Source organism: Chryseobacterium sp. (assembly GCF_045629545.1).
In the GTDB taxonomy this organism is placed as follows: Bacteria; Bacteroidota; Bacteroidia; order Flavobacteriales; family Weeksellaceae; genus Chryseobacterium.
In genome coordinates this window covers 156365-180496 of record NZ_JAZQRK010000052.1, presented here as the reverse complement: position 1 = coordinate 180496, position 24132 = coordinate 156365, and the positions used below count along the sequence as shown (strand labels likewise).

Here is a 24132-nt window from a genome sequence, read left to right as displayed (position 1 = left end):
AAAATAAAAAGAAAATATCTTCAATTGTACTTAAATGAGTTTGTTTATAAGCTGAATAGAAGATATTTTGGAGAAAAATTGTTTGATAGGCTCGTTATTGCTAATATTACAGGATTAGGTAAATAAACGGACAATCATTAATTCTTTTATTTGATTTTCAGAATCAATGTTTTTTGGAAGCATCCACGGAATAATAAAGTAAAACGCAATTGCTGTTACAGTAAGCATTATTCCCGTTCCAATCCATAGCACAAAAAATCCAAAGTGTTCTGCGATGTAAGTTCCCAAATAAGGAGTTACAATAAAAGAGAGAGAAAATGCAATGCCTAAGATTCCCATATAAACGCCTTTGTTATGATTTCCCGAGCGCAATGCGGTAATGGTTGCCATAAATGGTAAACTCCAAATTTCACCAATACTTAAAAGTGAAATTGATAATACCAAAAACCAAACAGAAGTATCCAAAACGAGCATAGCGAATGCAATAGCACATAGAAAAGTTCCCAAAAACATGGTATATTTTAGTTTAAAATATCTTTCGGCAATTTGCACTAGAAGCATTTCTAGTAAAACTACAATAAACCCACTAAATCCTAGGATATATCCAATTGTTTCTGAGCTTAGATGCACTTCTTTTTTATAAAAAATCGTAAGCGTATTGAGCAATTGAAAAAAGAATACGGAAAACATAAAACAAGCAAAGCAAAATACCAAAAATCGGTAATCCTTATAGGGTGAAATTGTTATTTCGGTGGTAGTTGCCACTTCTTGTTCTGCATTCCTGTAATTTCTCTTTCTAAAGAAAAAAACATAGGTAATACCTGCTAATAAAGCGCCAGCCGCGTTAGAATAAAATAAAAAATCATAAGAAATTGCTGCTAAAATTCCGCCCAAAGCAGGACCAATGGAAAATCCTAAATTTACCGCCATTCTGTTGAGAGAGAAAGCTCTTGTAAGATTTCCAGGTTTAGCATATTTTGAAATGGCTACAGAATTGGCAGGACGAAAAGCTTCACTAATGCTACTGTGAATAAAAATAATAAGCGCCAATCCCCATTCCGTATGAAAATAAGGAATAATACAAAACATGGGAACACTGAGAAAAAGACTGAAAGTTTGCACTTTAAACTCGCCAATTTTATCCGTAATCATCCCTCCAAACCAAGAACCCACAACCGATCCTATCCCGAAAAAACTAAGAACAACCCCAGCCTTTTCTATATCAAAATGGAGATGGTCTGTCATATAAACTCCCAAAAAAGGCAGGACCATAGACCCCGTTCGGTTAATAAGCATTACTAATGCTAGCATCCAACTCTCGGAGGACAATCCTTTATAAGAATCTATATAGGCTTTGAATAATCGCATGATAATGATTTATTATTAATAGAAAAAACAGGACTAAATGATATTAAGCCCTGTTTCTGTATCTGTGTTGCCACAAATTATTTTTTACTCTGGCTTGTAAGAGTCTTTAAGCGTCACCGTTCTATTGAACACCATTTTGGCATCTGTAGAATCTTGATCTTTCGTGAAATATCCAATTCTTTGGAATTGTAGAGGTTCTCCCACAGCAACATCCTTCAAGCTAGGTTCTACAAACCCTTGAATAGTGGTTACAGAATTTGGATTTACAAATTCTAAGAAATCTACATCTTTCTCAGCATCTGGTTGCTCTACAGTAAATAGGTTTTCATAGATTTTCACATCAACGGGGATCGCATGGTTAGCAGATACCCAATGAAGTGTACCTTTTACTTTTCTCAAACTTTCCTCAGTTCCACTACCTGATTTAGACTTTTCGTCATAAGTTGCGTAGATCGTTGTAATCTCTCCGTTTTCATCTTTATCTACTCTCTCAGCTTTGATGATATAAGCAGATTTTAGACGTACTTCACCTCCAAGTTTTAGTCTAAAGAACTTTTTGTTAGCTTCCTCTTGGAAGTCTTCACGCTCTATATACAATTCTCTAGAGAAAGGCACTTGTCTTGTCCCAGCATTTTCTTGCTCAGGATTATTTTCTGTATCTAACCACTCTTCTTGTCCTTCAGGATAGTTTTCAATGATTAGCTTCACCGGGTCTACCACTGCCATTACACGTTTAGAAACTTTGTTTAGATCTTCACGCACACAGAAATCCAGTAGTTGAATAGAGATTAGGTTCTCTCTTTTTGCAACTCCTACTTTATCGATAAAATTACGGATAGAAGTTGGTGTATATCCTTTTCTTCTCATTCCAGAAATGGTAGGCATTCTTGGATCGTCCCAACCTGTCACTACATTTTCTGCTACCAATCTTTGTAGTTTTCTTTTTGAAGTGATCATATAAGAAACGTTCATTCTTGCAAATTCGCGCTGCTTTGGTTGTACTTTTTCTTTATCAGAAACTTGCTCTAGATACCAATTATACAAAGGTCTGTGGTTTTCAAACTCTAGAGAACAAAGAGAGTGAGATACTTGCTCCAAATAATCAGATTCACCATGTGCCCAATCGTACATTGGATAGATTTTCCAAGTAGTACCTGTTCTGTGGTGAGGTCTTTTAAGGATTCTGTACATCACAGGATCACGCATATTCATATTTGGCGTGTTCATATCTATTTTTGCACGGAGAGACATCGTCCCTTCCTCGAATTCTCCATTTTTCATTCTTTCGAATAAATCTAAAGATTCTTCTATTGGGCGATTTCTGAATGGAGACTCTACTCCTGGCTCTGACGGATTTTTTCTTTGTTCAGAAATTACTTCAGAAGACTGTTCATCTACATATGCTTTACCATCTTTTATAAGTTGTACTGCCCACTCATAGAGTTGCTGGAAGTAGTCTGATGCATATAATTCTTTATCCCATTTGAATCCCAACCATTCTACATCTTTTTTGATTGAATCTACAAATTCTTGTTCTTCTTTTTCAGGATTGGTATCATCGAAACGTAGGTTTACAGGAGCATTGTATTTTTCTCCCAAACCAAAGTTGATGCAGATTGCTTTTGTGTGCCCTACATGCAGATAACCATTCGGTTCTGGGGGAAAACGGAAACGTATTTGATCGTTCTTCAAACCGTTTGCTAAATCATCTTCTATAATTTGCTCAATAAAATTGAGTGATTTTTTTTCTTCTTCCATTAAGTAAACTTTATTTATGTATGATGATCCATTTTTTTTACTCTAAAAAAGTAAGCGCATGAACCACATTTGCAAATTTATGAAAATTAAAGACTTCTAGAAAATTATAATTGAATTGTCCTACTAATGCTCACTCTGGTTACCCAAAACCTATTATTTAGCTGCAATTGTTTAATCTAAATTAAATTATTATAAATATAATTTAAAATTAACATAAAATAATTTAATTTTTGGCAACATAATCCTATATTTACAATTGTATTAGTAATAAATCTTGTTTGCTATGTTTAAAATTAGATTGAAATTTAATAAAATTATGACTTTTTTGAAAGAGTTGTTGTTCATTAAGAAAGATATCATTTGAAAGTTACACTTTTGGATATCAGAATATTACTTTTTAAAAAATAAGTTGTCATTGACAAGTAACAAATTACTGTCGAAGTTATTTGTAAAAAGGCCTCCGGTTCCTAAGCCCTGAGGCATTTTATTTTTCTTAGTAAAAGTGTACTGCGCAATAGCATTTAATCCAACATTGCTTTCCAAGGCTGAAGTTATCCACCAGCCAATATTCCTCTCTTCAGCAAGCTTTATCCATTCATCAGAGCCCGAAAAACCTCCAACCAAAGTGGGTTTCAAGATAATATATTGAGGCTGAATAATATCTAAAAGATTTGCTCTTTCTTCTGGATCTATAATGCCTATCAGTTCTTCGTCTAGCGCAATAGGTGTAGGAGTTCCTGCACACAATTCTGCCATATCACTCCATTCGCCAGCTTTTATGGGTTGCTCTATAGAATGAATATCTAGATCTGATAATTGTTGTAAAACGACCTTCGCTTCTTCTTTGCTAAATGCTCCGTTGGCATCTACACGAAGTTCTAAAGCTTCTTTCGGGAATTTTTCTCTCAAATGTTGAATTACTGCATATTCTTCAGCCCAATTTACCCCAATTTTTAATTTAATGCAGCGAAAACCTAACGCTAATTTTTCTTGAATTTGATCCTCCATATAGCCAGCATTCCCCATCCAAATCAATCCATTAATTTTAATGGAATGGTCTCCTTTGGTAAATGGACTTGGGAAATAAAGATTATCACCATATTTTAGATTCATCATTGCTTGCTCAAAACCAAACCAAATAGAAGGAAATTCTTCTAACTCTTCTTTAATAAATGCTGGATTTTCATTAATATTATCGCAAAGCCATTGCAGTTTTTCTTCATAATCTTCTCGATCATCAAAGCTTAATCCTCTAAATAAAGAACACTCTCCTATCCCTTTCTGGTCTCCTCTAGAAATTTCCAAGATAAAAGTTTCCTTTTCGTACAAAACGCCTCGAGATGTTCCACTCGGGCGTTTGAATTTTAATAAATATTGGTAATATTTTGCTTTCATTATTTCACACTGTCGATTCTCATGAATTCTTCAGCTTTTTCTACCATATCTACGCTACCTGCAAAAAATGGCACTCTTTGATGAAGCTCCGTAGGATCAATTTCTAAAATTCTTCTAAAACCATCCGTAGCTTTCCCACCTGCTTGTTCTGCTAAAAATGCCATAGGATTACACTCATATAGTAATCTCAGTTTTCCATTGGGAGCTTGAGAATATGACGGATAAATATAGATGCCACCTTTCAACATATTTCTATGGAAATCTGCTACTAGAGATCCAATATATCTAGAAGTATAAGGACGATCGCCTTCTTCCATCTGGCAATACTTTAGATAATTTTTCACTCCTTGTGGAAATTTAATATAATTTCCTTCATTGATAGAATAAATTTTTCCTGTAGTAGGAAATTTCAAGTTGGGATGTGATAAATAATAAGTTCCTAAAGATGGATCTAGAGTAAACCCGTTTACTCCATTTCCTGTAGTATAAACAATCATTGTAGAAGAACCGTATATTACGTATCCTGCTGCAATTTGGTTCACTCCTTTTTGCAAGAAATCTTCCAATTGCACAGGCGTTCCTGGCTCTGTAACTCTTCTATAGATAGAGAATATAGTACCTACAGATACATTCACATCAATATTAGAAGAACCATCTAGTGGATCTATTAGCACTACATACTTACTTAGATGTCCATTTTCTCCTGCGGTAATATCTATATAATCGTCATTTTCTTCTGAAGCAATACCACAAACCACTTCTCTTTGCGATAATGCAGTGATGAAAATATCATTGGCAATTACATCTAGCTTTTGTTGTTCTTCTCCTTGTATATTCTCGTTTCCCGCTTTTCCTAAAATATCAGCAATTCCTGCTTTATTTACTTCTCGATTTACTACTTTAGAAGCCAATCTAATAGCACTTAGAAGACGAGAAAATTCTCCTGTAGAATACTGGAAATCATGCTGATTATCTATTATAAATTCTCCTAATGTTTGCAATGATTGATCTGACATATTTAAGTTTTTATGATTTTTCCAAATTTCGTAAAATTTATCACATCTAAAAGAATTATTATAATAAAATATATCATGCATGTCATATATCACATAATGTGGCTATTTCATATCTCGGCTTAAAATCATAATTTTGTCCATTCTAATTTTTTTTATCTACATAAAACAAATATCTTTTTTATATTCATGAAAATTTTCAAGTTTGGAGGAGCATCTGTAAAAGATGCTGAGGGAGTGAAAAATGTATCTATGGTGTTACAAAGCCAAGGATTCGAAAAATGTCTACTGGTTGTTTCTGCGATGGGCAAAACAACCAATGAACTAGAAAAAGTTGTAGAATTTTATTTTAAAAAGGAAGACTACCAAACTGAAATTGAAAAGATAAAACAGAAACATATCGCTATTGCCGAAGGTCTTTTCTCACCCAATCATGTTGTGTTTGGAGAAATCAACCTTTTTTTTGATGATATAGTTTCTTTTCTAAGAAGAACTAAATCTCCTAACTACAATTTTGTGTACGATCAAGTAGTAAGTTGTGGTGAGATGATTTCTACAAAAATAGTGAGCGAATACCTTAATGATAACCAATTCACCAACCAATGGCTAGATGCTAGAGACTACATCAAAACCGATGATTCTTATAGAGACGGTGTGGTAAATTGGGACAAAACTAAAGAAAATATTGAAACTCTGAATCCTTTTACATGTTATGTAACACAAGGATTCATTGGCTCTGATGATAATAATTTTACAGTAACATTAGGAAGAGAAGGATCCGATTACACGGGTGCAATCTTTGCCTACTGTCTCAATGCTGATGCCATGACAATCTGGAAGGACGTGCCCGGTGTGATGACTGGAGACCCAAGAAAATTTCATGATGTAACGCTGCTTTCTCATATTTCTTATGAAGAAGCTATAGAAATGGCCTACTACGGTGCTAGCGTTATTCACCCAAAAACATTGCAGCCTCTACAGAAAAAAAGCATCCCTTTTTATGTAAAATCTTTCTTGGATCCTACTAGAGAAGGGACAAAAGTAGGTCATTCCGACAAAAACCAAAGTGAAGAATCTTATATTTTAAAAGAAAACCAAACCTTGCTAAAAATTTCTACAAGAGATTTCTCTTTCATTGCTGAGGATCATATGAGTGTGGTATTTGGGTATTTATCAAAGTACAAGATTAAAGTATCACTTATGCAGAATTCTGCGATATCTTTGGCATTATGCTTAGAAGATAATTTCTGCAATGTAGAACTTCTGAACGAAGAATTGCAAAAAGTTTTCAAGACAGATATTGTAAAAAATGTATCTTTATTTACTGTAAGAAATGCCAATTTGGAAAATATTGACAAATTTTACCAAGGTAAAAATGTATTGCTGGAGCAAATTGCAAAACAAACCTTCCAAATGGTGACACAGTAAAATTAATTTCTACAAAAAAACACATGAGCTTAATATCAAAAACGGATTTAATCAAAGCAGCTGGGCTAGATAAAATAGGGTTTCTAAAAAATCCTGTAGCATCAGTTGTAATGAGTATTGCCAAGATAAACGAAGTCAATAGACTTTACGACAAATTAAAAGATAAACAAGGCAAAGACTTTTTTGATTCTTTCGTTAGAGAGAGAAACTTAAGTTATGTGGCATTTACAGAAGATTTAGCGAAAATACCCAAAACTGGTCCTTTTATATTGGTATCCAATCATCCATTAGGCGCTATTGATGGAATTTTGATGTGTAAGATATTAACGGAAGTGCGTCCGGACTTCAAAGTAATGGGCAATTTCCTTTTGGAAAAGATTGTACCCATGGAACCATTCGTGATTTCTGTAAATCCTTTCGAAAGAAAAAGAGAAGCCTACAGCAGTGCTACTGGAATGCGAGGAACACTGAAACATCTAGAAAATGGAGGCTGCGTTGGGATTTTTCCTGCAGGTGAAGTTTCTAATAAAAATAATGAGTACAATGAAATCTTAGATAGAGATTGGGAAAAGCCAGCTTTGAAGCTCATCAAGGCAGCCAAAGTACCAGTTGTTCCCATGTATTTTCATGCTAAAAATAGTTCGATATTTTATCAGATTTCAAAATTGCATCCCAATTTGCAAACATTAATGCTTCCAGCTGAGATGATGAATGATAGAGAAAAACCCATCCGTTTAAGAATTGGTAAACCTATTACCGTAAAAACAATGGATGAGATGGAAACCATCGAAGAATTGGGTGAGTTTTTGAAGCGTAAGGTTTATATGATGAAATCTTACTATGACAAAAGAAAATCTTTATCTCAGGTTTTCAACTTGCAAAACTTATCGGTAAAATTCCCTTTATTAAGAGAAGAAAATATAGTACAAAACATAATAGACGAGACTCCAACTGAAGATATCGCGAGTGATATTGATAAATTGAGAGGCACCGAGAAAATGCTTTTCACCAACGGAAATTATGAAATTTATTTCGCAACCTACGAGCAAATTCCTTCTGTGATGAGGGAGATCGGTCGCCAAAGAGAACTTACCTTTCGTGCCGTTGGTGAGGGTAGCAATCTACCTTTTGACTTAGATGAATATGATAAACATTATCATCACCTTTTTCTATGGGACAACGCTGCAAAAAAGTTAGCTGGCGCATATAGGATGGCTTTGGGTAAAGATGTAATGAAAAAATATGGTATCAAGGGGTTTTATACAAGTTCTTTATTTGAATTTGAACAAGATATCCATCCTTTCTTCAAAAAAGTAATAGAGATGGGAAGAGCTTATATTTGTGAAGAATATCAGCAAAAACCCTTGCCTCTTTTCTTATTGTGGAGAGGTATTGTGCATGTTTGCCTGAGAAATCCAGATCATAAATTCTTGATGGGTGGTGTAAGTATTTCCAATAAATTCTCAGAATTTTCCAAATCTTTGATGATAGAATTCATGAGATCAAACTATTACGACTCTGCAGTTGCGCAATATATTACGCCAAAAAACGAGTATAAAGTAAGGCTAAGAGATCGAGATAAAAATCTATTTTTTGATGAAATGGAGTCTGATCTTAATAAATTGGACAAAATAATAGATGATCTAGAGCCAGAATTGCGACTTCCTGTATTGATAAAGAAATATATAAAGCAAAATGCGAGAGTAATTGCATTCAACGTTGATCCCAATTTCAACGATGCAATAGATGGATTAATGTATATCCGAATAAGTGATATCCCAGAAAGCACAATAAAACCTGTATTGGAAGAGATGAGCGAACATATAAGAAACGAACAAGAAAATAATAAGTCTGAGAATCAGTAAGTTTTTGATATTTCAAAAAAAAAACCAAATAATACTTGCTTCGTATACCAAAACATAGTACTTTTGCATCACTTTAAAACAACAAAGTAACTCAAACAAAAATTTGGTTTCTTAGCTCAGTTGGTAGAGCAATGGATTGAAAATCCATGTGTCCCTGGTTCGATTCCTGGAGAAACCACTATTTTTTTTACCTAGTTTACTAGAAGTAATAAAGTAAATTATTTGATTTATTTAGATTAAATAATTTCTAAAACTTTTTAATGGTTTCTTAGCTCAGTTGGTAGAGCAATGGATTGAAAATCCATGTGTCCCTGGTTCGATTCCTGGAGAAACCACAAAACCACCTTTTTTAAGGTGGTTTTATTATGCCTAATTATCAACAGGATAATCTTAATCTTGCTAAACTTCCCACTATTTATATTGATATCCTATCTTATAATAATGGCTATTTCCACTACCATCAATAGTATTTAGCACTCTTCCTTGCCCGTCCATAGAGATTTTTATGCCATTTTCTTTCAGATAATTGATATACTCAAAACAGGTAAATTAAGAGCCTTGATCCGAATTCATAATCGCTGGTTTTCCATGAATTTTTACTGCTTGTTGTATCACTTTCAAAGATTCTGAAGCATCCAAACTATTACTCAAACCCCATCCCACAATGTATCTGCTGTAAACATCAATAATTGCAGTCATGTACATAAATCCATTTTTCATCGGGATATAGGTGATATCGATTTGCCAAACATGATTTGGATGAGTGATTTTTAAATCTCTTAATAAATAAGGTTGAGTATATTTATTTTCTCCTCTTTGAGTAAGGGTTCTACTTGGGTAAATGGGCAGAACATCTGCCTTACGCATTAATCTACGTACTCTTTCTTAACTCATTTTCAAACCTTCCTCCTCCAGCATACTCTGCATTGTCAAAACTCCTGCAGTGGGCTCTCCAAGTATATGTTCGTCCATCAATTTTTTTCAACTAATAATCGCATATCCATCAAATCCCGAAGCGTTTCAAGTTTTTTTTTTTTGAAATTACTCATTACTTTATATTTGTTTAATGGTATTCGTGATGTGCTTCGCAGTTCTTTCTCCATTTCTAGCTCACCAATCTTCTGATAAAGCTCAGAAACACTTTCATCATTACTTTCTTTAAGGGGTTTAGTTTCAAAAGCCTGTGTAGATTTTTCTATAAACTCTTGCTTCCATTGAGAGATTTAGTTCGGATGCAACTCATATTTTAGAGCTAATTATTGCAGAGTTTCACGTACTTTTAGTACTTCAAGAGCTACTTTAGCCTTAAAGCCCGAATCGAATTTACCTCTTCCTGTTTTCATAATTTTGGACTTGTTTAAAGTTAATATTTTTCAACTTAAATAGTGATCAAGTATTTTAAGGGTATTATAGAAATAACTATTACAAATACTTACATTTGGCTAAAACTAAGTTGCATGATTACAGAAAAAACCATACAAAGAATAATAAAATTTAGAGATGATAGAGATTGGGAACAATTTCATAATTCCAAGGATATTGCCATTGCTATTTCTTTAGAGGCATCAGAATTACTAGAAAACTTTTTGTGGAAAACAGATGATAAGGTAGACATAACGAAAATAAAAGAGGAATTAGCAGATGTTCTTATGTACAGTCTTCTTCTAGCAAGGAAACATAATTTGGATATCGATCAAATCATCAATAATAAAATAGACCAAAATGCATTAAAATATCCCATAGAAAAGGCTAAAGGCAAAGCGGATAAGTATAATAAATTATAATGATGACGAAGAAAATATATTCGGTAAAGTCATTTAATTTTGATACCACCACAGAACTGTCAATTCGCAATAATTATAAGGATTATCTCAATTGGCCAATGGTGTATTTATTGGATAACAAAACTACAAAAGAAGCCTATATAGGAGAAACTACAGATGTATTGACTCGTCTAAAAACTCATTCTAAATCTGAGAAAAAACGGAGTCTATCCAATGTGAGCATAGTATTGAGTGAAAAATTCAATAAAAGCGCAACATTGGATATAGAATCTCAACTAATCCGTTATATGGCTGCAGATGGACAGTACTCTTTGTTAAATGGTAATTTAGGTATAAGTAACCATAAATATTATAATCAGAAAGAAGTATATCAAGACTTATTTACTGATATATGGGATGACCTAAGAAGTATGGGTATTTGTAGACATTCTCTTGAATACATTGACAATTCAGATTTATTTAAATATTCTCCCTATAAATCACTATTAAAGGAACAAGTTTCTAGTCTAAAATTGATTTTAGAATGTTTATTGGATGGAAATTCAAAAACATCGCTTATCCAAGGAGGTGCTGGTACCGGTAAATCTATTTTGGCCATATTTCTTTTTAAACTTTTGAAGACTGATATCCAAGATTTCAATTTTGCAGATTTCGACGAGCAAGATTTAGAATTATATAATCTAGTCGCAGAGATAAAAGAAAAATATGGAGAACTAAAGATGGCGTTGGTTATTCCAATGTCTTCATTTAGAAAGACTATTTCAAATGTTTTTAAAAACATAAAAGGTTTGTCTCATAAAATGGTTGTTGGGCCTTCAGAAATTGTCAAAGAAAAATACGATTTATTGATAGTGGATGAGGCACATCGTTTGCGTCGTAGGGTAAATCTTGGATCTTACTACAAAACATTTGATGACAATTGTATTAAACTTGGTTTAAATAAAGAGACAGCATCTGAAGTAGATTGGATAGAACTACAATCAGCTAAAAGCATTTTATTTTATGACTTTAATCAATCTATTAAGCCTTCGGATGCTACAATAGAAACATTCAATAGATTGGGTCAGAAGTCTTCTACTCGTAAAGAATTTTTACAAACACAATTTAGAGTTAAAGGTGGAAATGATTATGTAAACTTAGTACATCTACTTTTTGATCCATCTATATCTACACCATCTTCAAAACTTGCAATTAGTGATTATGAAGTATTTATTTTTGATGATTTGCAACTTATGCTGGATCGAATTCAAACTAAAGAACAGTTGGATGGATTATCAAGGCTAGTTGCAGGGTATGCTTGAGAATGGGCTTCAAAAAATAATCCAAATGCTTTCGACATTGAAATAAATGATGTAAAACTAAAGTGGAATTCTACAGCTATAGATTGGGTAAATTCAAAAAATGCAATCAATGAGGTTGGGTGTATACATACCACACAAGGTTATGATTTAAATTATACTGGTGTAATAATTGGCCCTGAATTAGATTTTGACTTTGAATCCAATCGCCTAATTGTTGATAAATCAAAATATAAGGATAAAAATGGTAAAAACTCTATAAGCGATCCTGAAGCATTATTGGCTTACGTAATTAATATTTACAAAACCATATTATTACGAGGAATTAAAGGAACCTATATTTTCGTTTGTAATGATAATTTACGTAAATATTTAACTCAGTATTTCAATATATTTTCCTTGAATAATTCAGTAAAATCTTTCAAAATATCAGATTCTGAAACAGATAATTCTATTCCCTATTATGACTTGTCAATTGCAGCTGGACTTTTTAGTGAGCACCAACAAGTCGAAAAAGTAAGATATATTGAAATTGATGGCATAAATTACATGAACGATTATTTCGCTTGTAAGGTTGTTGGAGAATCAATGAACAAAATAATTCCTAATGGAAGTATTTGTTTGTTCAAAAAATATAATGGTGGTACTAGAAATGGTTTAATAACCCTAGTTGAAGGCAATGATATTTTCGATTCAGATTATGGTTCACAGTACACCATAAAAGAATATCTAAGTAAAAAGTCTATTGATAATGATGAGTGGCAACACCAAGAAATCCATTTAATCCCAAAATCTTATGATTCTAGTTATAAAACAATAATATTACAAGACGACCAACTCGATAATTTTAAAGTGATAGCAGAATTTATCAAAGTACTATAGCAAAAGCCACATCGTGAGATGTGGCTTTCTTTGTTCTACAGCATTCTTTGATTTTAGATAAAAAAAATGAGTAATATAAATACTTGTAGATTACTTTCTTGGTTTTATAATAAGATTATCCATATAGATTGCTTGATGCATATCATTTAGAACTACTTTTAGTCCTAAATGAGCATTTTTTTTCAGCGTGATATTTTGTACTCGTGTAGCTTTTTTAATTGGGGAAGGTTTCGCAATGGAAATGAAAGATTTCTGATTGCTAGTATTTTCTATCGAAAACAATTGCAATGTAGATTCTCCTCCATTATCCGAAAAATCCACGCTTAGGGAATATTCTCCTGCTTTCAACTTCGGCGTAATAAAATGCATATCTTCGCGAGGCGTCATCATAGAATAAAATGTGATTCTTTTATTTTTGACATAGATCATAGACAATCCAGATTGGGTATACCAACAAGGCTGAATTACCGTCCATGCATCGAAATTTTCTGAGATAGAATACACCATTTTACACTGTGCTTGTAGCGATAAAAGTCCACATATTAACAGGAGATAAAGGAAGATGTATTTTTTCATAATGTCGCTTTTTTCTTGCGTGCAAATTTACTTTAACCACTTCAATACAAGAAAAAACCCTTATAGATTGCATCAATCATAAGAGATGATTATTTCTTTCACTCCCTAATTTGCTTAGTATATATTTACACATAAAAAGCCCTAGAAACTAGAGCTTTATATAATTTTGATGAAGTTGTTACTTTCCGATACAAAAATTAATACAAGTTGATTATCAACTGTTTATATTTTAAAGGTACAAATAAGGTACAAATACTATCTAATTAATAATTTTTTCAACATAATCTCCAGCATTTTCCTTTTGGAAGAACACATGGTTATTATTGAATTCTTCAATACTTAAATTATCCTTCCAATTTACTTCTAAGTAGGATGTATTGGATATGATGTAAGAATCCAACTCAATTCCAGCCATTTCAACTTGTGGTTGAATTTTATCTTTTAAGACTTTAAAAAATTGAATCTTTGGATCGTTTATACCTTTCGAATTTCGAATACCTTTCGGATCAATGAACTTAATAGTTTGTTTATCACCTTGTACAATCCACAAAATAAAATCAGGATAAAAATTATTACCATCTGTAAAGAAACCTAATCCTTTTTTACTTTGATTTCTCAGTACATGAACTTCTTTGCCTTCTAAATGACTTGGTTTAGTTCCTATATAAGTGATTAAATCATCTAAGAACTGTTTTTCAGAAGCATCTAAAGGAATAGGACTTACTTGTAATTTTTCTTTATAGCCTTTACCTACATAAACTAAAGGTTTATATAAGTGTAATAAATTATCAAAAGCAGATACTTCAGTTCCTATTTGAACATTATCAAAAGCTGGATCCATCACCTCAGTCTTCAGCTGTTCAATTTTATTTTGATAGTATTCTATTTCTTCTTCCGTATTTAATCTGAAGTCATATTCTAGAACGAAATTATCATCCGCACCACTTAATTGAATCGCTTCTACGTGGTCTGAATTGAATTCATTCTTATAGAATAAATAAAACTGCTCAATGTATTTTTTTAGCAATGTAATGGCTAATTCTTGCCAAATCTGCACGTTACTAAATTGCTTAAATTCCAATTGATGCACTGGTATCAAAAGATTATACCAAGAAACTTCATTTAAGATGGCTTGTAGTTGATCTAATTCAATATTAAGGTTATGATACCCTTTATCCGCTTTAAAATTCTGTATCGCCAAGTAAATAGCATTCCAATTTAAAAATGAAATATGCTTAGAGCTTAAAAAGCTATAGTTTTTGTTTACTGCATTACCAGAGCTTTTCTTCTCTAATACATCAATTTTTGGATACCAATCTAGCTGTACTATTTTTCCATCAAAAATGGAGGCATTGTACACTAAGGGAACAAAAACTTTTTGTTTAAAGTTTTCAGAGTCTTTAACAGCAATTAGTTTTAATCTATTTTGTTGTACAATTTCTTTTTGAATCGTTGGTACTTTTATCGTAATCCAAGCTGAATCATTGGTTGGTAAACCTTCTTCTTCTAAGAACTCTTTGAACTTCTCCATATAATCGGCTTTTACACCAAAAATTTGAAGTGTTTCTAAATGTCTTAGAAATTTTTTCAGGGCTTTAATGTTATCAGGTTTTTGATAATCATCTAAACCTGTTGAACGCTTTAATGAAAAATTATACCCTTTTAAGCGAACACCACGGCCAAATAACTGAATAATTTGAGAACCTTCACTTTTTCCTACATTCATTAATCCCATAGAGGATACACGCCAAGAAGACCAACCTTCAGAGAACTTTTTAGAACCAATTAATAAATTGATGGATGAAGTATCTTCGTTAATCTTTTTGAATAAAGAATCAGAAAAATCACGTTCTGTACCCAACACATTATTGGCAACCGCAAGCTCATATAATTTTTTCTCATCACCTACATTGATAACACCAAAATAGTCGTTATCACCTACACGAAGGCCTAATTCACCATCAGCACCTTTTAGATTATCTACATACAGATTAGCACCAATTGTGGTGTTATTGAATACCAATTCATTGATTAAATTGAAGATGGTTGTTGTATCTAGATTTTGTTCTTTGATGTAGGTAAATGATGTTTCAAAAATAGAATACCCATTTTTGTCTAACAATCCTGCTTTATCAGTGATAACTGCATCAATATTCTGAATAGAAACCGTTGGATTCTTTAAGAATTCGGTTAGGAAATAAATAATTTCCAAAACATCCGAAACGTCCTTACCGCCTTCTTTACGAACTGCATTTACTTTTCCACCTACAAAAATCCATAAAGGCTTGTGCAATAAAAAATCCCTCAAAGAAGTTTTTTGCTCCTTAAAAATCAATTGTTGTTGAAAGAAAGAAACTAAATTCGCTGTTAAATATAATTGCTGATAAGCGGTATTATCTTCTTTTAAATTTAAAATACGATAATCTTTTCCATATCCATCTTCGTAAAAATATTTGTACGAATAATCGAACAGAATACTTTTAGCGTATTCTTGTGTAAATTCGGTTTTCTTTCCTCCAGTAGCAGCATTAATTGCTTGACCAAATGTTGCCGAATATTCAAAAGCAAAACCTGTTAAACTCAGTTGATCTCTGAATCGTTTCCACGAATCACCAGACATCCCTCCATGACCTTCATCAATCAAAACTAAGTTATCAGTTTCAAAACTTTCTACCGCAACGGTCTTATCTCCACTGTTTTCTGCCAGTTTAGTAATCTCTAAGATTTCTACTTGCTTACCTGAAAACATTCCAGAATCGTTCTTAGAGAAGTTATTCGCTCTAATATCAGAAAGCTTAAATTCTGCTAAATGTTGCTTTGTTAATCCTTCGTTTGGGGTAATTAACAATACTTTGTTTTGGTGCCCATGGTTGTATTGGTTGGCATAATGCAAATATTGCTTGATGTTGATGTGCATCAATAATGTTTTACCAGAACCAGTAGCATTCCAAAATGCCAATTTATTCAGGTTTTCTAATGTGAATGGTTGTGCAATAAATACATCTTTACTTTTTTTCTTACCAGCATTTGCTTGTGCTTGTTTTAGATTGAATTCTTTGACAAATTCATTAACATCAGCCAACAATTTTATTTTGTTACTGAAATACTTATCCAAGTAGACTTCTGTGAACAGTAAAGAAAGATATTGGAAATACTTCCAAGTAATTAATTCCTCTCGTTTTTCAGAAATCTGTTTGGTATAGCGAACAATATTTTCGTCATAGGTTTGCAGCATCGTAGCCGTCATATGCTCGTTATTGTACATATGTGCAATTAAGGCCTGCAAATATTTGGTATTCCCTTCTTCTGTATAACCTTCGTTAGAAGAAAGCTTTAAATCGGTAAAAATTTCAACGCCTTTTTTCCCGATGATTTTTTTACCAATGCTATCAATTCCGAACAGCGATAGCATATACTTATTGAGTACGAGCTTGTCGTGAAAGTTTGCCATATCTGTTATAGTTTAATATGGATATCTTCTGTAAACATTTTATCCACGTTTACTAACCCAATTATGAATTGGTTAAAAGGCGTATTTTTTGTATTCGAAAATAAAACACCACGAGCTGTTCCCGTCGTAATCATTGCTAAATGTTTTGCTGTACCACAAGGTAAAATAATAGCCTCAGCTTGAACTAATTTTTCTTTAAATGCGTTTGGCTCTATTTCAAAATAACAGGTTATTTCTAATTTTGTTAATGGTTGGTTTTGTTTGTGCAATACAAACTCCATTGCCACTGCAATGATATTATTTTCTGCATCACAACCGAATCCAAATCCAATTTGTTGTTGGATACGTTCTTCAATGGCTAATGCATCTTCGAAAACTGAAAATTGATTTTCTTCTACCTTAACAATTTTAAATGGTATTGGTAATTGTTTTTTAGTCATAAAATTAAGCCGTTAAGGTGTTATAGTTATTCTCATATAAACTGTCCTCACTCATTGTTATCGTAGGTTTTACAACCTTATTTACATTTGTAAAAGAATAATCGTCAGAAGACGTAACTTTTACTTCTTCTGATTTTGACGTAGTTGATTTCACTACCACGTTAATTAATTCAACACCTAATATTTGACTTAATTTTGCTAGGGTATCTAAGGTAAAATTTTCATTCCCCTTTACCCATTTGTTTACTTGCTGAGGAGAAACCTCCATTTTTTCAGCTAAGTCTTTCTGCTTCCATTTTAACTCGTGTAATCGAGTAAGGATAGCAATGGCTATTTTATTAGAAAATTTAGTGTAGGCTTTTTTAGCAAGTCTTGCTTTAGCTCTTTCTACTGTTTTTGCTTCTTCTTTAGATACTAAATTCAGAAACTTTTCTTTGTTCGTCATTTTAACTTTCGTTTAGAAATTCAAATAATGATTCTCTGTCTAGAATGCCCATTTCGCTTAAGTACGCTTGGGCATTATTTAATTTTTGTAACTCTACTTTTGTATGATCTCTATGTTCCATTAAATACTGTAAAGGCAATTTAATGACGCCGCCCGTAATTACAAAAGTATCTTCGTCTATTTTAATTGCATACATTCTTAGACAATATTGTCTCCCTTTTTGTAGAGATAAAATACGGGCACCCGATTCTAAATTATGTAATGGTTTAAAAAAATGGCTTAGTGTTTTATCTTCTGCTTCTGTAATTTCAATTAATTTTTCATCTATTTCTTGGGCATCCTCCATAATATATTCCGCTATCTGAGGAATGGTTTTATTCGGTGGTATGTCTTGTTTGTTTTCTTTTAGAAAATCGTAAACATATTCCATATCGTTCCATAGATCTAGTAACCTATCGTATTCATTATCTGCTTCTCCAGCATAACGAAAAGCAAACAACCGTTTTGCAAATATATCAACTATTTCCATAAAATCAACTTATAAGTTTATTTTTTTATAAGTATTTTATAATTCCGAAATGTTAAACATTTGCTTAAAGAAGGTTTCTTCTATCAATTTTACTTTGAAGCTATCTTCACCGGTACGCATATTATCGAAATGATGGTCGCCGTTGATGTAGATTTGATCAAACTCTGAAGAACGTATGCTATCGTAGATTTTACGGAAACGTTGAGCGGTTTCTTCATTACTTGTAGTTTCCAAATTGCGCCAAATGACTAAGGTTTTGATGCCCTCTCTGGTTTTACCTTCTACAAACTTGATATCGCCTACACGTTGTACACATTCTACATACAAACCAATTAAATAATTGAAAGTTTCTACTAAATCTACTTTTGTAGGTACCAACTCATTATTCTCTGTTACCTTTAATTGGTAATTGAATGGATTGTGGAACATTTGCACATTGAACAAATGATCTTGTGTTTCTACATCCAACATATAGTTTAGGATATACTCTTCTTGCGCTTGCTCCTCAAAGTTTAATAAAGCCTCATTGGTTTTATTCGGTAATTGTAAATTGTTTAAGGCATCTTCGTACGATTCTAACACTTGGTATTTAAATAGCTGCGAAATACCTGCTTTATCTTGTGGTTTTCCGTTTTTCCAGTTATCGGTATAGATGACTTTTTGAATACGTGGTTTGGTAACGGTATTAAAATACGTACCCATTTCTACCAAAATGTATTTACGATTTCCGCCATCTTCACGATTTAATTTTATCGTGGCGTGACCAGTCGTTCCTGAACCTCCGAAATAGTCAAGTATATATGAATCATTTCTACTACCCACAAAAGATTTTAATGCCTCTACGACATTGTGTATTGATTTTGGAAATGTAAATGGAGAATTTGGTAAAATATTAGTAAGAACTTGTTTTCCATAAACAGATGCATCAAAAATTTTATCAGTCCAGATTGATTTCACTCTTGATGTTGTTTTAGGTATTTCAAGTTTATAAACACCTTGTTTATCTACTGTAACTCTAACCAACTCTTTATCTCTATTTAATCTCGCAATAGAATATCGCCACTTTCTTTCTATACCTGAAGGATCAATTGGATATATCATTACTGAATTATCATCAAGAAATTCATTTGCACTCGGATGAATATGTTCCTCTAAAGAATCAGTTACACTGACAACTTTTAACGTTTGAAGGTCTATCTTGATACCATAAAATAGTGTTTTTCCGTATATTCTCTCAGACTCACCACCCCAATTTCTTAAATTACTATACTCCCATTCATTTTCATCAATAGGAATTTCATCAAGAATATTTTTATCAGCTTGATATACATAATATAAATATTCATGCATATATGAAATATTTTTTCCTTGAATTCCTCTAGGATTATGAATTACTGGAACACAATGTACCTCATAATCAAATGAATTATAAATCTGCTTCAGTAATACACCCAATTCCTTTTGTTCGGCACTATCAATAGCAACGTTTAAGACACTATTATTAGACTTTAAAAAATTAGACTGATTTAACCTGTCATTCATCAAAGTAAGCCACGATGAGTGCTTAAAACCATTTTGATATATAATTTCATTAGAATCAGTATTATATGGAGGATCAATATAAATTTGATCAATTGAAGATTTATACTTCTCCTGCATCACATTCAATGCTTGGAAATTCTCGGAATTGATTAATAGTCCGTTGATTTCTTCGTCTAAATTGTCGAATTCGGCTAATAACTTGTCTTTGAATTCTTCGGAGAAGTGTTTGGTGTCCAGTACCAAATAAGGTTCGTTGCGCAAGGCTTCGAGTGCCTCAGCCTCCGTACAAGGAATTACAACGTCAAATAGCTCTTTCCATTCGTTTAATTGTTCTTGGTTGGCAACAATTTCAGGATAGTATTTTGCTGGAATACGGTCTAAGGTAATGCAGTAATTGGTACTGATCACAAACTTTTTCTTTAGCCATAATTTCTTTTGGAAATCCTCTATCTGTGCTAAAAAGGTAATAATCTTAGACGCAACGGTTTTCAACGCTTTTATCTTGGATAACTGCGCTGTAAAATACGCTGGATTTTCTGTATTGATATCGTCGATGTATAAGACTTCGTTTTTGATGTAAAAGTCTAATTCACGAGTCAAGAATCCCCCTAAATCTTTATGAATAAAATAATCGAACTTACTCCTATCAATGAAAGATTTTAAATGATGAAAGATAATTTCACAAACTACATCCTTTTTATCTTCTTTTCGCGTTTTTGTTTTTCCATTGATATCTATATGAGGATCAAAAATATCAAGGAATTCGCTTGGAGTGTTATCTTGTAATGATTTAAAAATTCGTTTAGTTAACTCATCTTGTTTTACCGTTTTCTTATGCAGTTCGTAAGTAAAATTGATATATAATTGTCCATCAATTACTTCCACAGGTTCTTCTTCATAAATCGCAAAACGACGTTCTTGATCGCCTTGGGATTTATTGTTGTTTTGTTCGGTAGAAGCTTCCTTTAATTGGAAATGAACCGATTTACCATCTTTTAATTTAAAACTGTAATTCTTTAAATATTCTGATGTTTTGATATAATATTGGTCGTGGTTTGCCCAATGCAATTTCACTTCTTCACCTTCGTAAGGAATAGCATACACATCTTTTTTATAACGACGTAACGAAATAAAATCTCCGTCTTTGTAATAACGTTTAAAGAAATTCGCCAAGTGTGAAAATACTTCTTGTTCTAAAGTGTTTGTATCAACAGCATTTTCTAGCTGTGCTTTTAGTGCAACATATTTAGGTGCTGATTCACGAGCTACCCCTGCATCATCTAAAGATTTACCCATTTGATCTAATTCTGCTTGGATACCAGCCGAATCTTTCGATTGGGTTTGCGCTAATATATCTTTAATATCTTTCGGTAATTTACGATCGATAAAATCCATTACCTGATCGCGTTTTTGATTCATAATGCGGTAGATTCCAAAATCTAAATCCGCTTTATCCATCTCAAATATTTCTTTTAAAACGTCTTGCAGCTTATTATAGTTACTCATGTTTATTATATCAATTCAAAAGAAATGGTGAACACTTCTTCTTCTGTTATTGTTCTGTTTAATTTACTCTTCGCTTCAGCAATCATTTGATCTCGTTCTTCGTTGATTTCATCCTCACGATCAAACATTTCTCTTTTCAGGCGTGAAACCTTTTTCTTAGCCTTTGCTAATTGTTCTTGCATGGCTAAAGCTTCTGTACCAGATAATCCTTCTTGCATAGCCGCTTTATCAATTTCTTTTTCTTCTTTCTTAGCCTCTTTTAATTCGGATTCTAATTCAAAAATCTTATCATCAGCCCAATTGTGGAATTTTTTGAATTCACGTTGCATTAAAGCTGCATCGGTGTCTTCTAAATATTTTAACCTTTCTTGTTTAATTATAGAATGGTGATTATCAATTGTATCTAAATCACCTTTAAATGAATCTTTAATAGTAGAATTAAGCCCTAAAATAAATCGGCAAATATCGTCATTTAAGGCTTCGTTTTCATCCGTTATTCCAGAAAAAAGTAACACAGAATGCGATTCTATCTCAGAGGAAACTTCTAAATTACTCACTCTCAGGATGCCTGACTTCGATTTTAGATTGTTAATTTCTGAATGCTTCACTTTAACTTCATTCCATGTAAATAAAAGATGAGCTTCAGGTGTTTTTTCCTTTTTACCCTGACTAATTATTTTTTGTGCTATAGAACCATTAATCAAAAATCGTTTAGCATCTTCTCGCTTCTTATTTAATGTATACTTCTCACCATTATTTAAAATGAAGGTATAATCATCAAAAATAAATTGCGCTTTACTTTTAAGATAAAATTGCGTTAATTCCCACAACCATTTTTCGAATTTTTCAATAAATACCTTGGTGTCAGAATACGTAGTACGTAGTTTATCAATTACGCTTGCTTCGAAATTGTTAAATAATTTTTTCTGAACATCCTTAACTTTTTGATCTATAACATCTTCAAACTCCTTTTGGAGTTCATTAAAATATCTTTCTATTTCCTCTTTGGAACGGCATTTTTTGTAGATTTCAATAATTCGCTTTTCAAAATCCACTCCATTTTCAATACTACCAAGAACCTCATCAGAAGAACCAAATACACCGTCGAATAGACGAAATTTGTTTTCTAGTAATTCGTAAACTCTAGCCTCTACTGCATTAGCTCCGTTTAGGAAATTGACAACCACTACGTCATATTCCTGACCATATCTATGGCAACGACCAATGCGTTGTTCTACACGTTGTGGATTCCAAGGTAAATCGTAATTAACAATCATACTACAGAACTGTAAATTGATTCCTTCTGCTGCTGCTTCTGTAGCAATCATAATATCGTATTGATCACTTCTAAAAGCATCTACTAAGGCTTGTCTGATATCAACAGCTTTAGAACCCGTTACTTTTCCAGCATTTTTATCGTCTGCAATCCAATCACGATAAATTTGATTGGATATAGGATCAGAATTATTCCCGTTAAAAATTAAAATTCTACCTGCATATCTTTCTTTCGATAGACGTTCTAATAGGTATTGTTGTGTTCTAGTAGATTCAGTAAATATTAACGCCTTTTGCTTTGCGCCTAACTCTTTTAATTTCGCAAAACCTTGATCTAATGCAATTAATAATTTCTCCCCCTTTTCATTATGTTGAATACTATTGGCAAGAATCAAAAACTCCTCTAATTGTTTTATTTCTTCTTCAATTGCAATTTTATCATCTAGTGTAATTTCATTAAAATCATCTTCATCAATAACTTCTCCTTCATCAAATTCATCATCTAAATTTTCGTATTCTTCTAAAAACATTTCATACAAATCATCTTCTACCACTTTAGAAGACTCTAAGAGCATTTTTAATCTTTTTATTAAAGATTCTAATGTTCTACTAATAGCAAATGAAGAAGAACCTAATAATTTGAAAATTACAGATTGCATTAAATGTTTTTGAGCTGGCGGAAAGGCATACGTTTGTTCTTGTCTTAGATAATCTAAAACCTTTTCATATAGCTCCTGTTCTTCTTTTGTAGGAGTAAATTGTTGAGTAATTGGGATACGCTCTCGATAATTAATAAATTCCTTTACTTCTTTCCTTAATGTACGGTGAACGATGGTATTTAATCTTTCCTTTAGACCTTCAATATCTCTATTCCCCGACTCTAATATATAATTCCTTCTAAAACTTTTTATATCTCCAAAAATTTCTGGATCAATAAAAGAAACCAAACCATACAATTCGTCTAATTTATTCTGAAGCGGTGTAGCTGTTAATAAAACTTTTTTATAATCCCGAATTGCGTTTTGAATGGTTTGAGCTGTTACGTTTCCGTATTTATAAGCATTTCTTAAATAATGTGCTTCATCTAACACAACTAAATCCCAAGAAGTCAGTTGTATTTCTTCCGCACGTTTACGAGCAAATTGATAACTACAAATTTTTATGGTAAAACCGTCATCAAATGGATTCCTAATACCAGTTTTAGCTTTCTTGTTGTAAGAAATATTATCTAATACTTCAGATTTAAGATAAAATTTATCTTCTAATTCATTAACCCATTGTTTACGTAGCGAAGATGGACAAATAATTAATATTTTCTTTTTTCCTTCAGCCCACTTTTGGCTTAATAAAATTCCTGCTTCAATCGTTTTACCTAAACCAACCTCGTCTGCAAGAATAGCACCTTTAGAATATGGTGATTTAAAAGCAAATAAAGCAGCTTCAACTTGGTGAGGATTCAATTCTACTTTTGCATCCATTAGTGTAGCACCAAATTTCTCAGGGCTTTCTGCTGATGCTTTTTTAGATAATTCGTATGCGTAATACTTTGCTTGGTATTTATTTATATTCATTGAATT

At 32.5% G+C, this 24132-nt stretch carries 16 protein-coding genes, 2 tRNA genes and 2 pseudogenes; 8 read left to right on the top strand and 12 right to left on the bottom strand.

Annotated features, from left to right (window positions below):
• A pseudogene (locus ACKI42_RS13100) lies at positions 1-126 on the top strand (IS1595 family transposase); the annotation flags it as partial.
• Here ACKI42_RS13100 and ACKI42_RS13095 read toward each other — a convergent pair.
• The 4 genes from ACKI42_RS13095 to fbp form a co-directional block, all read right to left on the bottom strand.
• Positions 115-1368 carry an MFS transporter gene (locus ACKI42_RS13095; RefSeq protein WP_407406025.1) on the bottom strand — a complete coding sequence of 418 codons (1254 nt, stop codon included), beginning with the start codon at positions 1366-1368 and terminating at the stop codon, positions 115-117. The pseudogene ACKI42_RS13100 and the gene ACKI42_RS13095 sit on opposite strands and share 12 nt — an antisense overlap.
• An 84-nt stretch (positions 1369-1452) precedes the next feature.
• Entirely contained in the window at positions 1453-3126 is a 1674-nt protein-coding gene (locus tag ACKI42_RS13090) for a glutamine--tRNA ligase/YqeY domain fusion protein (RefSeq protein ID WP_407406024.1), read from the bottom strand.
• Between the two features lie 390 nt (positions 3127-3516).
• The gene (gene menC / locus ACKI42_RS13085) at positions 3517-4521 is read right to left on the bottom strand and encodes an o-succinylbenzoate synthase (RefSeq protein ID WP_407406023.1); all 1005 of its coding nucleotides are present in this window, start codon (positions 4519-4521) and stop codon (positions 3517-3519) included.
• Positions 4521-5537: a class 1 fructose-bisphosphatase gene (fbp, locus tag ACKI42_RS13080; protein ID WP_407406022.1), complete on the bottom strand. Its 1017-nt coding sequence runs from the start codon at positions 5535-5537 to the stop codon at positions 4521-4523. Before fbp ends, menC begins: the two co-directional genes overlap by 1 nt.
• A 186-nt stretch (positions 5538-5723) precedes the next feature.
• Here fbp and ACKI42_RS13075 point away from each other — a divergent pair, with 186 nt between their 5' ends.
• The 4 genes from ACKI42_RS13075 to ACKI42_RS13060 all read left to right on the top strand — a co-directional run bounded on the left by ACKI42_RS13075 (position 5724) and on the right by ACKI42_RS13060 (position 9162).
• On the top strand, positions 5724-6962 hold the full coding sequence (locus ACKI42_RS13075) for an aspartate kinase (RefSeq protein ID WP_407406021.1): 1239 nt from the start codon (positions 5724-5726) through the stop codon (positions 6960-6962).
• A 23-nt stretch (positions 6963-6985) separates the two neighbouring features.
• Positions 6986-8827: a lysophospholipid acyltransferase family protein gene (locus tag ACKI42_RS13070; protein WP_407406020.1), complete on the top strand. Its 1842-nt coding sequence runs from the start codon at positions 6986-6988 to the stop codon at positions 8825-8827.
• Positions 8828-8932: 105 nt separating this feature from the next.
• Positions 8933-9005: transfer RNA gene (locus ACKI42_RS13065), tRNA-Phe, on the top strand.
• A gap of 84 nt (positions 9006-9089) precedes the next feature.
• Positions 9090-9162, top strand: a tRNA-Phe gene (locus ACKI42_RS13060).
• A gap of 214 nt (positions 9163-9376) precedes the next feature.
• On the opposite strand, the gene ACKI42_RS13055 is transcribed toward ACKI42_RS13060, so the two are convergent.
• Complete coding sequence (locus ACKI42_RS13055) at positions 9377-9694, bottom strand: transposase (RefSeq protein WP_407406019.1); 318 nt, start codon at positions 9692-9694, stop codon at positions 9377-9379.
• A 590-nt stretch (positions 9695-10284) separates the two neighbouring features.
• Here ACKI42_RS13055 and ACKI42_RS13050 point away from each other — a divergent pair.
• From ACKI42_RS13050 to ACKI42_RS13040, 3 genes and pseudogenes are all read left to right on the top strand, one after another.
• Positions 10285-10611 (top strand): nucleotide pyrophosphohydrolase, encoded by a 327-nt coding sequence (locus ACKI42_RS13050; protein ID WP_407406018.1) that lies wholly within the window; start codon positions 10285-10287, stop codon positions 10609-10611.
• A pseudogene (locus ACKI42_RS13045) lies at positions 10611-12248 on the top strand (DNA/RNA helicase domain-containing protein); the annotation flags it as partial. The gene ACKI42_RS13050 and the pseudogene ACKI42_RS13045, both read left to right, overlap by 1 nt.
• 60 nt (positions 12249-12308) lie before the next feature.
• Positions 12309-12791 (top strand): helix-turn-helix transcriptional regulator, encoded by a 483-nt coding sequence (locus tag ACKI42_RS13040; protein ID WP_407406030.1) that lies wholly within the window; start codon positions 12309-12311, stop codon positions 12789-12791.
• A gap of 90 nt (positions 12792-12881) precedes the next feature.
• Here the strand turns inward: ACKI42_RS13040 and ACKI42_RS13035 are convergent, their stop codons facing one another.
• From ACKI42_RS13035 to ACKI42_RS13005, 7 genes are all read right to left on the bottom strand, one after another.
• The gene (locus tag ACKI42_RS13035) at positions 12882-13367 is read right to left on the bottom strand and encodes a hypothetical protein (RefSeq protein ID WP_407406017.1); all 486 of its coding nucleotides are present in this window, start codon (positions 13365-13367) and stop codon (positions 12882-12884) included.
• Between the two features lie 259 nt (positions 13368-13626).
• On the bottom strand, positions 13627-16818 hold the full coding sequence (locus ACKI42_RS13030; RefSeq protein WP_407406016.1) for a DEAD/DEAH box helicase family protein: 3192 nt from the start codon (positions 16816-16818) through the stop codon (positions 13627-13629).
• 5 nt (positions 16819-16823) lie between these two features.
• The gene (locus ACKI42_RS13025; RefSeq protein ID WP_407406015.1) at positions 16824-17258 is read right to left on the bottom strand and encodes a hypothetical protein; all 435 of its coding nucleotides are present in this window, start codon (positions 17256-17258) and stop codon (positions 16824-16826) included.
• A gap of 4 nt (positions 17259-17262) precedes the next feature.
• The gene (locus ACKI42_RS13020; protein WP_407406014.1) at positions 17263-17703 is read right to left on the bottom strand and encodes a helix-turn-helix transcriptional regulator; all 441 of its coding nucleotides are present in this window, start codon (positions 17701-17703) and stop codon (positions 17263-17265) included.
• Position 17704: 1 nt separating this feature from the next.
• Positions 17705-18232, bottom strand: coding sequence for a hypothetical protein (locus ACKI42_RS13015; protein WP_407406013.1), 528 nt, complete (start codon positions 18230-18232; stop codon positions 17705-17707).
• Between the two features lie 36 nt (positions 18233-18268).
• The gene (locus tag ACKI42_RS13010; RefSeq protein WP_407406012.1) at positions 18269-21280 is read right to left on the bottom strand and encodes a DNA methyltransferase; all 3012 of its coding nucleotides are present in this window, start codon (positions 21278-21280) and stop codon (positions 18269-18271) included.
• Positions 21281-21285: 5 nt separating this feature from the next.
• A complete protein-coding gene (locus ACKI42_RS13005) occupies positions 21286-24126 on the bottom strand; it encodes an SNF2-related protein (protein ID WP_407406011.1) in 2841 nt (946 codons plus the stop codon).
• Between the last annotated feature and the right edge of the window lie 6 nt (positions 24127-24132).